This is a genomic window from Erwinia sp. 2186, assembly GCF_057812255.1.
In genome coordinates this window covers 2,391,367-2,403,747 of record NZ_CM173824.1, presented here as the reverse complement: position 1 = coordinate 2,403,747, position 12,381 = coordinate 2,391,367, and the positions used below count along the sequence as shown (strand labels likewise).

The window sequence follows — 12,381 nt, the reverse complement described above, 5'->3', positions numbered from 1 at the left end:
TCACTACGGGTCGGGAAGACGCCTGGACTCGCTAGCCTGTTGGTAAACCGTCACGGCCAGGCCGTGGCGGTATCATTTTTTCGGCACTCAGAAGTTTTCTAAGGTCATCAGTTCGAACGGCAGATAGCGTTGCTGATTGCCACGCGCCTGGCTGTCAAAATCCTCGGCAATCGCCCCGGTGATCCCCGCCGCCAGCGTTGCCATCCGGTGCCAGATAAACACCTCCACCACGCCCTCCAGCAACGCACGCTGTGCGCTGGCAATGGGACCGTGACACACCACGGTCAGCAGCCGGTGGCTGCGCTGCTTTTCCGCCAGCAAGGCGTTAACCACCCCTTCCACGCCGCCGCTGGGCACATACAGCGCAACGAGATCGGGATGGTTCGCCAGCAGCTCGCGCGTGGCCTGTTCAGCCAGGCGATCGTCTTCATGGCAGCGCAGCGGTTCCAGAATCGTGAACCCGCTGGTTTTTTCACGGAAATAGGAGCGGAAGCTGATCTCCGAGGTTTCCTGACAGAGAAAACGGTGATCGCCCAGCAGAATGCCAATCTTGCCCGGCTGTTGGCACAAACGGGATAGCGCCCAGGCCGCGGTACGCCCCGCCTTACGGTTATCGAGGCCGATATAGCCGGCGCAGCCGCTGGCGGTCAGCTCGCTAAACAGGCTATAGACGCGCACGCCCTTCTCGCGGGCGACGCCAATGGCCTGATTCACCAGCGGATGATCGATGGCCACCAGGCCAATCACATCGACCCGGTCGCTAAGGGCAATAAGGGTTGCAGCGATGGATTCCGTGGCATTGACGTTGAGATAAATCAACTCGGGATCGTTGGCAAGCCGATCGCAGCGCGCAGTATGCAACAGCAGCTGTTCACTGAACTCGCGGTAAAAAACCGCCCCGGAGTCGAGCAAAATATAGGCGGTACGGCAGGATGGCGGTGAATCTTCAGAGAGGCTGATCTTGTCAGAGATAAAGCCCAGCGTTCGCGCTGCCGCCAGCACGCGTTGACGGGTTGCGGCTTTGACGGGTGCCCGTTGATTGATCACCCGATCGACCGTTGCCACACCCACGCCGGCTTCTCTGGCAATATCAGTCATTGTTGGAGTTGAAGCCATGACCTGTTGCCCCTCTGCGGATGGTCGGTTTTATTCAGCCTGAGCGGCAGCAACCGCTGCGGCATACTGCGTTTTGAACGCCTCATTGTCTTCGGTAAGACGAATAGCGGCTTCGATCATGTCGTTCTGCATCAGTGAGGTTTGACCGCTGGTGCGCCAGTGAATATACAGCACGCACAGTGCGCCAACCTGCAGCATGTCTTCTTCACTGCTACCGTTGCCTTCAAAGCCGTACTCTTCATCCGACCAGCGATAAACGTCGGCAACAAACGGCATCTCGCCGTTCTCGTCCAGCGGCGGCAGCGTGGCAAACAGCGCCAGCATCTCAGGCGTGGCGATATAACTCTGACGGCCAACGGCATCCAGTTGCTTGCCGCGTGAACGCTTGTTGTTAGCCTGTTTCGCTTTGGTTTTGGCGCGTTTCGCACGCTTGTCTTGTTTATTACTCACCGGTCATTTCTCGCATCTAAAAAAGAGCGCAATGATAGCAGACCGTCCGCCGGGACGCTGGCTACATTTTGCCGATAAACAACGAAACCAGGCCGGCGGCGATTAGCGGCCCAACCGGCACGCCCCGGAACAGCGACACGCCAATGATGGTGCCGATCAGTAAACCGCCGACCACGCTTGGCTGGCTGCTCATCAGCGTCACGCCCCGGCCGCCCACCCAGGAAACAAAGATCCCGATAGCGATAGCCAGCAAGGATTTCCAGTGCAGAAAGGAATGCATCAAGGTGGTACTGGGAATGGTGCCGCTGGCAATCGGCGCCATCACGCCGATGGTCAGAATGATGATCCCCACCGTCACGCCCTGTTTTTCAATCCACGGAAAGAAGGTATTCAGCGGCGTCATGCGCACAATAATCAGTACCAGCAGCGCAATCGCCACCGTAAGGTTGTTACTGAAGTAGCTGAGACCGGCCAGAACCAGCAAAATGAAGAGCGTAAGATCGAACATAAAAAATCCCTGCAGTAAGGCGTAACCTGTTGTGCCGTCAGCATAAAACACTTTCCGGCTCAGGTTGAGACTTTTTTAACGTTTCATTAACTTTGTTTTACAAGATGGTTTCGATAGCGGCCTGCAGACAGACCTGAGGCCCGGTCAGCACCGCCAGCGTGCTGTTGATATATTTCTCCGCCCCGGCCATTGAGGCCTGTGCCAGCACGATGCAGCCCAGCGAACATTCGGGGCGCTGCTGAATATAGTGGGCAATTTCGCGGTGATAGCCTTCAATATCGTCATGGTTAAAGTAAGCCCAGGCGCGCGGGATCAGCTCAACGGCCAGACGTTCGCCGGGAATAAAGGCCTCGAAAAGCTGCCTGGTGGCTTCCAGCGTACTGTGCGCGGTGCAGAGCACCAGAATTGAGCCGTGATAGCGTGAGGCGCCTTTGGCCAGCGTGGCATCCACGCGCAATACCGGCTTACTGAACTGCTTTGCATCCCAGGCTACCACGCCCAGGGTGGTGCAGGTGACGATCACCGCATCGGCATGTTCGCACAGCTCCTCAATAGCCCGTCGCGTGGCGGCAGCGACGGCAGGTGTTACTTCATTGGCTGCCACGGCCTGGTCGAACAAGCCATCCTCAACCCGGTGCAGCAGTTGAATATCACCAAAATCCAGCGAACGCAGAGCGGTTTCAAATACGTCGATGTTACTTCGTGCGGCATGCAGGCAGGCAATAATGGCCATGGGGGTATCTCCGGGAGAGGGTTGCCATTACTGTGACAAAGATCGCCGTATTTGCCAACGTTTCGTGCGGCATAATTGCAAGCGTTTCACCCGCAACTCACCATCATGGTGCAATGCATCACAATAATGCAGGATTGCAGTGAAACTATCGTTTCACTTCCGCAAAAATCCGCCGCTGACGCCACCTGAGCAGTCATAAGAAATTGGTATAGAAATTGCTTAATAAATCTTATGACAGAAAGGAGAGACAGATGAAAGCGATTATCATTGGTGCCGGCATTGGCGGCATGTGCACAGCGATTGCCCTGCACCGTTTCGGCATTCAGACCGAGGTGTTTGAAGCCGTTAAAGAGATCAAGCCGGTTGGCGCCGCCATTTCCATCTGGCCGAACGGCGTAAAGTGCCTGAATTTCCTTGGGATGAAAGAGCCCCTGCGCAAGCTTGGCGGCCCGATGCGTGCGATGGCCTATAACGATTTTCAGTCGGGCACCACGCTGACGCAGTTCAGCCTCGATCCGTTGGTGGCAGATTCTGGCGAGCGCCCCTATCCGGTCGCCCGCGCAGAGTTGCAGGCGATGCTGCTGGACACTTACGGTCGCGAAAAAGTCCAGTTTGGCAAACGCGTCGCCCGCGTGGAGCAGGATGAAAACGGCGTAACGGCCTGGTTTGAAGATGGCAGCGAAGCCCATGGCGACCTGCTGATCGCCTGTGACGGCACCCACTCGGTGGTGCGCAAATATGTACTGGGCCGCACGGTTGAGCGGCGCTATGCCGGCTACGTTAACTGGAACGGTCTGGTTGATATTGATGAAAGCATTGCGCCGGCTGAGCAGTGGACAACCTTTGTTGGCGAAGGTAAACGCGTTTCGCTGATGCCGGTGGCCAATAACCGTTTCTACTTCTTCTTTGATGTGCCGCTACCGGCAGGATTAACGGAAGATCGCAGCAGCGTACGCGACGATCTCAGCCGCTACTTCAGCGGTTGGGCAGCGCCGGTGCAAAAACTGATTGGGCAGATTAACCCGGAAACCACCAACCGCGTGGAGATCCACGATATCGATCCGTTCCCGGAGCTGGTTAAAGGTCGTGTGGCGCTGCTGGGTGATGCGGCTCACAGCACCACGCCGGATATCGGTCAGGGCGGCTGTGCGGCGATGGAAGATGCGGTGGTGCTGGCGAATTGCCTGCAAACCAACGCCTTAGGCATTGAAGACGCGCTGCTGCGCTATCAGCTTAAGCGTGCGGATCGGGTCAAGGATCTGGTGTTGAAAGCCCGCAAACGCTGCGACGTGACCCACGGTAAAGAGATGGACGTCACACAACAGTGGTATGAAGATCTGAAGAGCGAAACCGGTGAGCGCATTATCCATGGCATGTGCGACACCATTCGGGGTGGTCCGCTGGCCTGATAATAAAACGGGGCGGAAAGGGAGAAACGATCCTCAGACTGTGAGAGCCGTTCCCCCTTCCCGCCCCGGTTAAACGCCGCTATCAGGCTTCTTTCAGGCCGCGATTAATCAGCATCGGTTCAATTACCGGATCCTGCCCGCGCCAGTCAGCATACAGCTGCTTCAAATCTTCGCTGTTACCCTTCGACAGGATCTTCTGACGGAAGATCTGACCGTTTTCCGCGGTTAATCCGCCCTGCTCGTTAAACCATTCGAAGCCATCGTCTGCCAGCATCTGCGTCCAGATATAGGCGTAATAGCCCGCGGCATAGCCATTGCCCCAGATATGCTGGAAATAGCTTGAGCGATAGCGCGGCGGAACCTGTGGCAAATTGATGTTGTCCGCCTGCAACGCCTGTTGCTCAAACGCCGCCACGTCTGCGGGTTTATCCTCCGCGCCCAGACTGTGCCAGTGGAGATCCAGCAACGCCGCCGCCAGCAGTTCGGTCATGTCATAGCCTTTATTAAACTTGCTGGCTTTAACAATTTTGTCGCGCAGCGCCTGCGGCATCGGCTCACCGGTTTGATAATGGCGGGCGTAATTCATAAACACCTTTTCATTGCTGGCCCAGTGCTCATTTATCTGTGACGGGAACTCGACGAAATCCCGTGGCGTATTGGTGCCGGACAGCGTTGGATAAGTCTGTTCAGCAAACAGACCATGCAGCGTATGGCCAAATTCGTGGAACAGTGTGATCACATCGTCCCAGGCGATCAGCGCCGGTTGCCCTTCGGCCGGTTTGCTGTAGTTGCAGACGTTGTAAATCACCGGATGGGTGCCCAGCAGCTTCGACTGGTCGACAAAATTACTCATCCAGGCACCGCCGCCTTTGCTCTCGCGCTTAAAAAAGTCGGTATAGAACAACGCCATCGGCAAACCATTGTTGTCGATAATTTCATACACGGTGACGTCGGGATGCCATACCGGGATATCGTCGCGACGGGCAAAGGTAATGCCAAACAACTGGGTGGCGGCATAAAACACGCCGTTTTCCAGCACCGACGTGACTTCAAAGTACGGCTTGATCTGGCTTTCATCGAGATCGTATTTCGCCCGACGAACCTGTTCGGCATAGAACAACCAGTCCCAGGGCTCAAGCGTAAACCCGCCCTGCTGTTGGTCGATCAGCGCCTGGATATCGGCCGCTTCGCGTTTTGCGCGGGCGGTGGCAGCAGGCACGATTGCCCGCATAAACGCCAGCGCGGCGTCCGGGGTTTTCGCCATCTGATCCTGCAACTTCCATTCGGCAAAGCTGCTGAAACCGAGCAGCTGCGCCTGTTGCGCGCGGACCGCAGCCAGTTTGACGATTAGTTCGCGGGTGTCATTCGCATCGCCTTTCTCCGTTCGACGCCACGCGAGATCGAATAAATTTTCGCGCGTCTGGCGATCGCTCAAATCCTGCAATACCGGCTGTTGCGTGGTGTTTTGCAGTGCCAGCCACCATTGTCCCTGCAGGCCGCGCTCCGCTGCGGCCTGGGCTGCGACGGTCAGCTCGGCTTCGCTTAACCCGGCAAGGGAATCGGCGCTGCTGAGGCTTAAGCCACCGGCTTTGGTGCCAGCCAGCAGGCGATTGGTAAACTGGGTGCTTAAGGTGGCGGACTGTTGATTGAGGGCTTTCAGTGCGGTCTTTTGATCGTCACTGAGGCTGGCACCGGCCAACTGGAAGGTCTGCCAGACCACCTCGACCAGCCTGAGCGCTTCGGCCGGCAGCTCCAGCGATTCGCGCTGCTGATAAACGCTGTCCAGGCGGGCAAACAGTTTGCTGTTCAGCCGGATTTCATCATTCAACGCGGCAAGCCGTGGCGACATCTCTTCATCCAGAGCCTGTAAGGTGGCGTTGGTGTTGGCGGAGGTCATCGCGCCAAAGACATTCTCGACGCGGCGCAGCATCAGCCCGCACTTTTCCAGCGCTTCATAGGTATTTTCGAAGCTCGGTGCGTCGGGGTTTTCGGCAATCTGCTGCACTTCCGCACGCTTTTCGGCCATTGCCTGTTCCAGTGCGGGACGGTAGTCGGCATCGGAAATCCGATCGAACGGCGGTGCCTGATAAGGCAGTGTACTTGGCTGACTGAACGGATTGGCTTGCATCGCAGATCTCCTTGTCATGGGTGACCTTCAGCATAGGCGGTTAATCCGCCTAAGCCAACTCAATCAGTATCAGCCCGTTGATAAGTGGCAATAATTTCTCCCGCCACCGCCACGGCAATCTCCGCCGGCAGTTTGCCGGTGATATCCGGCAGGCCAATCGGGCAGCGCATGCTGTCCAGCTGCTGCCGGGTGAAGCCTTTACCTTCAAGGCGATAGTCGAAACGCTGACGCTTGGTTTGCGATCCAATCACGCCAAAATAACGATAATCGCCGCGCTTAAGGATCGCTTCACACAGTTCTAAGTCGCGCGGATGATGATGGGTCATCACCACAAAATAGCTGTCTGGCGGCATCAAATCCACCTGCTCGGTGGGATCGTCCAGGCAGCAAACGGTGACTCCTTCCGGCACGCTGGAAAACTGCTCGCGGCGTTCATCCACCCAAAATACGTTACAGGGTAACGTCGCCAGCAGATTCACCAGCGCCTGACCGACGTGCCCGGCACCAAATACCACGATTTGCGGCTGGATCTGCAGCAACGGCTCAAACAGTACGGTGGTCATGCCGCCGCAGCACTGACCCAACTTTGCGCCCAGATTGAAATGCTCGCTGTAGGGCTGCGCCTGCCTGGCGCTTAACATCTCTCTGGCGGTGGCAACGCACTTAAATTCCAGATGGCCGCCGCCAATGGTCAGCCAGGTTTTGCTCGCAGACACCACCATTTTGCTGCCGCGATCGCGTGGCACCGAGCCTTTTTCGTCCAGCACGGTGAGCAGCACGCAGGGTTCGCGCCGCTCATGCAGCTGCGCCAACACCATAATCCAGTCATCAGTGCGCATCGGTCACCCCGGCTCTGAGTTTATCCGCGCCCCAGAACACCCTTTCCGGCGTCGCGGGCGCATCCAGCAGCGGATGTTGCTGATAGTTGCTGACGCTGGATACCGCATCCTGCAAGGCGCACCAGGCCGCAATACCCAGCATAAACGGCGGTTCGCCCACGGCTTTCGAATGGAACACCGTATCTTTTGGGTTCTTACGGTTTTCTACCAGCGTCACCCGCATATCTGCCGGCACGTCGCCAATGGCGGGAATTTTGTAGCTCGCCGGGCCATCGGTCATTAAGCGCCCTTTGTCGTTCCACACCAGCTCTTCGCAGGTCAGCCAGCCGACGCCCTGCACAAAACCGCCTTCCACCTGACCGATGTCGATCGCCGGGTTCAGCGACGCGCCAACGTCATGCAGAATGTCCGCCCGCAACAGGCGATATTCCCCGGTCAGGGTGTCGATAATCACCTCGGCGCAGGCCGCACCATAGGCGAAGTAATAGAACGGCGTGCCGCGCCCGGCCTGGCGATCGTAGTGAATGCCCGGCACCTTGTAATAGCCGGTTGCCGACAGCGGCACCTGGTTAAACCATGCCATTTGCGCCACGTCCGGGAAGGTGAAGTGCTGGTCTTTTACCCGCACGATGCCGTTGCTGAAAGTCACCTCTTCGGCGCTGCAGCTGTGCAGCTTACAGAGCATTTCGGTCAGGCGGCCACGCAGGATTTCCGCCGCATTCTGCGCCGCTTTACCGTTGAGATCGGTGCCGCTGGAGGCCGCGGTCGGTGAGGTGTTCGGCACTTTTCCGGTATCGGTGGCGGTGATCTGAATCTGATCGACATCGATCTGCAGCACTTCGGCGACAATCTGCGCCACCTTGGTGTTCAACCCCTGGCCCATCTCGGTACCGCCGTGGTTTAACTGCACGGTGCCGTCGGTGTAGATCAGGATCAGTGCGCCCGCCTGGTTCAGGAAGCTTGAGGTAAAGGAGATGCCAAATTTGACCGGCGTCAGCGCCAGCCCGCGTTTCAGATACGGACTGGCCGCATTGAAGGCGCGGATCTCTTCCCGCCGCTGGGCATAAGACGCACTGACTTCCAGCTGTTCAGTCATTTCCGCCATCAGATTGTCTTCAACCTTCTGGTGGTAATGGGTGATATTGCGCTCTTCCTTGCCGTAATAGTTGCGCTTACGCACTTCAAGCGGATCCAGTTTCAGTTCACGGGCGATGTGATCCATGATCTGTTCAATCGCCACCATGCCCTGTGGGCCGCCAAAGCCGCGATAGGCGGTGTTCGACGCGATGTTGGTCCGGCAGCGATAACCGGTGACCAGCGCATCGCCGAGATAATAGGCGTTGTCCGCATGGAACATCGCACGATCGATAATGGAGCCGGACAGGTCCAGCGAATAGCCGCAGTTACCGGCCAAATCGATTTTCACGCCGCAGAATCGTCCGGTTTCATCCACTCCGACGTCATAGCGCACGTAGAACGGATGGCGCTTGCCGGTCATGCGCATATCATCGCGCCGCGCCAGACGCATTTTCACCGGACGGTTGGTCATCCTCGCCGCCACGGCACACAAACAGGCCACGCCCGCCGCCTGGGTCTCTTTGCCGCCGAAGCCGCCACCCATGCGGCGCATATCAATGGTGACTTTATTCATGGTGATGCCCATCACCGAGGCCACCAGCTTCTGCACTTCCGTCGGGTTTTGCGTGGAAGAAAAGACCTGCAGCGAGTTGTCTTCTCCGGGAATGACCATCGCCACCTGCGTTTCGAGGTAGAAATGTTCCTGACCACCGATATGGAATTCACCCTGTAAACGGTGAGCGGCACGCGCCAGCGCGGCCTGCGCATCACCGCGCTGATGAACATGCGGCTGCTGGACAAAGTGCTGCTTTTCCAGCGCTTCCTTGACGTCGAGCATGGGCGTCAGCACCTCATACTCAATGATGGCGGCTTCGGCAGCCTGCCGCGCCGCGTCGGGCGTTTCAGCCGCCACGGCAAGCACCACCTGACCGGCGTACTCCACCACCTCCTTCGCCAGCAGCGGATCGCCCGGCTCCAGTGGGCCGATATCCAGCTCGCCCGGCACCTGATGCCAGGTTAACACCTGCACCACACCGGGAATGGCGTAGCAGGGTTCAACATTGATATGCAGAATGCGCGCATGGGCGTGTTCACTCAGCCGTGGGCAGAGATGCAGCATGCCCGGCAGCTCGAGCTTGTCATCGATGTACAGGGCTTCACCGGAGACATGTTTATCGGCGCTTTCGTGCTTGTTACTTTTGCCCACGCCGCTCTGGATCCCTTCCCGGTATTGCCGGGCAATCACGTCTTCTGCCACTACCGGTCGATTATGAGACATAGCGCGATACCTCCAGCAACGTCAGCTCACCCGAACGGGAAGCATAGAAACGGCGTAATAAGTTTTTGGCGATTTGCAGGCGGTAATCCGCGCTGGCGCGGAAATCGCTCAGCGGTTTGAAGTCCTGCTCAAGGGCGGCACAGGCCTGTTCGATTGACGTCAGCGTCAGCGGTTTCCCCATCAGCAGCTGTTCGCTGTGGCTGGCGCGTTTGGCAATTTCGGCCATGCCGCCAAAGGCGATGCGTGCTTCGGTCACCACGCCGCTGCTGTCGGTGTCGACCAGCAGCGCGGCAAACACCGCCGAGATATCATCTTCCAGCCGTTTGGAGACTTTCCACGCGGCGAATGTTTGTGACGGCGTCACTTTTGGGATGACGATCGCGCGGATAAACTCCCCTTCCTGTAAGGCGGTTTTGCGATAGGAAAGGAAGAACTCGTTGAGCGGCAGACGACGGACGCGCTGGCCGTGTTGCAGTTCCAGCGAGGCATTCAGCGCCAGTAGCATCGGCGGCGTATCACCGATCGGCGAACCGTTGGCGATGTTGCCGCCCAGCGTGCCCTGATGGCGGATCTGCAATGAGGCAAAGCGCTCCAGCATCTCGGAGAACGGCGGAATATGCGCTGCCAGCAGCTGATAGCAATGATGCAGAGACGCACCGGCACCCAGCACCATCTCGTGCTCAGCTATCTGGCACGCTTTCAGCTCATCAATCTGCTCAAGGGCGATCATCAGCGGTAACGGTTTGTAGAACTGCGTAACCTGCAGCGCCAGATCGGTGCCGCCGGCCAGCAGCTTCGCCTGCGGAAATTCCTGCAGCAACCCGGCCAGCTGTGCCACGGTTTTCGGCACATAGCAGCGGTTGCCCTTGAAGGTCAGGGTTTGCAGCTCCGCGTTTTTCAGCGCGCTCAGGCGCTTCGCCGTGTCCGCACTCTGCAACTGGAAACTGTCAACTTCAGGCTGTTCGCAGGCCTGGCGCGCGGCATCGACAATTGGACGGTAGCCGGTGCAGCGGCAGAGGTTGCCCGCCAGCGCCTGTTCAGCCTGCTTATGCTGCCAGCCATCGCTGTTTTTTTGCAGCGTGAACAGCGACATCACAAAGCCGGGCGTGCAGAATCCGCACTGTGACGCGTGGCAATCCACCATCGCCTGCTGCACCGAGTGCAGTTTATTGCCCTGCTTTAAATCCTCGACGGTGATCAGCTGTTTGCCCTGCAGGCTGCTGACAAAGGTCAGGCAGCTGTTAGCGGTTTCATACACCATTTCGCCGTTTTCCACCCGGCCAAGTGTGACCGTACAGGCGCCACAGTCACCCGACGCACAGCCTTCTTTGGTGCCGCTACGGCGTTTATTCTGACGCAGGTAGTTCAGCACGGTCAGATTGGGATCCAGCGACTCTTCGGTCACCAGCGTCTGATTCAGTAAAAATTGGATCATGCGGCTTTTACCTCACTGTGTGTCTGCCAGACGCACTGCCCGTTTACCCAGGTTGCAGCGATATTGCGATCGTCGCCCAGCGTCATCAGCACAAAGAGTTTTTCCCAGATATCTTTGCTGTTGGCATGGCGCATCTGTTGTAAGGCGGAAACCGCCGGATCCAGCACCACGAAGTCGGCTTCTTTTCCGGGGCTGAAGTTGCCGATGCGGCTGTCCAGATCCAGCGCATGCGCGCCGCCCAGCGTGGCATGATAGAAGGCTTCACAGGCCGCCAGCTTGTAGCGCTGGAGCTGGCCCACTTTGTAGGCCTCGCCCAGCGTTTGCAGCATGCTAAAGGTGGTCCCTGCGCCGACATCGGTGCCCACACCCATTTTCACCCCTTTCTGCCAGCAGGTGTTCAGGTCGAACAGGCCGCTGCCCAAAAACAGGTTGGATGTCGGGCAAAATGCCACGGCGGAGTCGGTTTTGTGCAGGCAATCCCACTCTTCATCTTCCAGATGCAGGCAATGCGCAAAGACGCTGCGGCGACCGGTCAGCTGATAGGCGTCATACACATCGAGATAATTTTTATGCGCCGGGAACAGCGACTTCACCCATTCAATTTCCTGCGGATTTTCGCTGAGGTGCGTATGCATCCAGGTATCCGGAAATTCGGCCTTCAGCTGGCTGACCTTGCTCAGCAGTTCCGGCGAAGAGGTCGGCGCAAAGCGTGGCGTCAGCGCATAGCTGAGGCGCCCCTTGTTGTGCCAGCGCTCAATCAGCGCACGCGTTTGTTGATAGCTCTGCTCCGGCGATTCGGTCAGGTAATCTGGCGCATTGCGATCCATCATTACCTTACCGGCAATCAGCCGCATCCCCAGCCCATCGGCAGCGGTAAACAGCGCATCGACCGACTCGGGATGCACGGTGCCAAACACCAGCGCCGTGGTTGTGCCATTACTTAGCAGCTGGTGCAGGAAGAAGGCCGACATTTTGGCGGCGTGCTGCGGGCAATGGTACTGGCTCTCCACCGGGAAGGTGTACTGCTGCAGCCATTCCAGCAGCTGCTCACCATAGGCACCGATCATTTCGGTTTGCGGGTAGTGAATATGCGTATCGACAAAACCGGGAACGATCAGCTTGCCGCGATAGTCGAGCACGGCAACGTCGTCGGCAAGCTGAAGGCGCCCTTCTTCCCACGGCTGCAGCGATACGATTTCACCGCCGTTCAGCAGCAGCAATCCATCTTCAATATAACGAGCCTCTTCGGGAAGCTGCGTCGGCGTGTCCACAACGGCAGTAATATCAAAAAAGCTTCCACGAATAGCCTGAGTACAGGTAACTGACATAGCGATTCCTTGGGGAAAGAGTTCAACCCTTTCTTTTGTTATTGCAGGTGATGACCTTTATTTCAAACTGCAATTGTTA

Annotated in this window: 10 protein-coding genes; 1 reads left to right on the top strand and 9 read right to left on the bottom strand. The window is 57.6% G+C overall.

Annotated elements, in window-relative coordinates; translation table 11 throughout:
- Window positions 1-87: 87 nt before the first annotated feature.
- The 4 genes from ACXKZG_RS11165 to ACXKZG_RS11150 all read right to left on the bottom strand — a co-directional run bounded on the left by ACXKZG_RS11165 (window position 88) and on the right by ACXKZG_RS11150 (window position 2,807).
- The gene (locus ACXKZG_RS11165; protein ID WP_488876195.1) at window positions 88-1,116 is read right to left on the bottom strand and encodes a LacI family DNA-binding transcriptional regulator; all 1,029 of its coding nucleotides are present in this window, start codon (window positions 1,114-1,116) and stop codon (window positions 88-90) included.
- 30 nt (window positions 1,117-1,146) lie between these two features.
- Window positions 1,147-1,566, bottom strand: coding sequence for a hypothetical protein (locus ACXKZG_RS11160; RefSeq protein WP_013202284.1), 420 nt, complete (start codon window positions 1,564-1,566; stop codon window positions 1,147-1,149).
- Window positions 1,567-1,627: 61 nt separating this feature from the next.
- On the bottom strand, window positions 1,628-2,074 hold the full coding sequence (locus ACXKZG_RS11155) for a DUF441 domain-containing protein (protein ID WP_013202285.1): 447 nt from the start codon (window positions 2,072-2,074) through the stop codon (window positions 1,628-1,630).
- 97 nt (window positions 2,075-2,171) lie between these two features.
- Window positions 2,172-2,807, bottom strand: coding sequence for a hypothetical protein (locus ACXKZG_RS11150; protein ID WP_488876194.1), 636 nt, complete (start codon window positions 2,805-2,807; stop codon window positions 2,172-2,174).
- Window positions 2,808-3,058: 251 nt separating this feature from the next.
- Between ACXKZG_RS11150 and hpxO the strand changes: the two genes are divergently transcribed.
- Window positions 3,059-4,216 carry an FAD-dependent urate hydroxylase HpxO gene (hpxO, locus tag ACXKZG_RS11145; protein ID WP_488876193.1) on the top strand — a complete coding sequence of 386 codons (1,158 nt, stop codon included), beginning with the start codon at window positions 3,059-3,061 and terminating at the stop codon, window positions 4,214-4,216.
- Window positions 4,217-4,298: 82 nt separating this feature from the next.
- Here the strand turns inward: hpxO and dcp are convergent, their stop codons facing one another.
- The 5 genes from dcp to guaD are packed head-to-tail and all read right to left on the bottom strand — an operon-like array spanning window position 4,299 to window position 12,302.
- Window positions 4,299-6,344 carry a peptidyl-dipeptidase Dcp gene (dcp, locus tag ACXKZG_RS11140; protein WP_488876192.1) on the bottom strand — a complete coding sequence of 682 codons (2,046 nt, stop codon included), beginning with the start codon at window positions 6,342-6,344 and terminating at the stop codon, window positions 4,299-4,301.
- 59 nt (window positions 6,345-6,403) lie between these two features.
- Window positions 6,404-7,183, bottom strand: coding sequence for a xanthine dehydrogenase accessory protein XdhC (xdhC, locus tag ACXKZG_RS11135; RefSeq protein ID WP_013202289.1), 780 nt, complete (start codon window positions 7,181-7,183; stop codon window positions 6,404-6,406).
- Window positions 7,173-9,539 carry a xanthine dehydrogenase molybdopterin binding subunit gene (xdhB, locus tag ACXKZG_RS11130; protein ID WP_488876191.1) on the bottom strand — a complete coding sequence of 789 codons (2,367 nt, stop codon included), beginning with the start codon at window positions 9,537-9,539 and terminating at the stop codon, window positions 7,173-7,175. The genes xdhC and xdhB overlap by 11 nt, the downstream gene beginning before the upstream one ends.
- Window positions 9,529-10,974, bottom strand: a complete 1,446-nt coding sequence (xdhA, locus tag ACXKZG_RS11125) for a xanthine dehydrogenase small subunit (protein WP_488876190.1) — start codon at window positions 10,972-10,974, stop codon at window positions 9,529-9,531. Before xdhA ends, xdhB begins: the two co-directional genes overlap by 11 nt.
- Window positions 10,971-12,302 (bottom strand): guanine deaminase, encoded by a 1,332-nt coding sequence (gene guaD / locus ACXKZG_RS11120; RefSeq protein ID WP_488876189.1) that lies wholly within the window; start codon window positions 12,300-12,302, stop codon window positions 10,971-10,973. The genes xdhA and guaD overlap by 4 nt, the downstream gene beginning before the upstream one ends.
- Window positions 12,303-12,381: the final 79 nt, after the last annotated feature.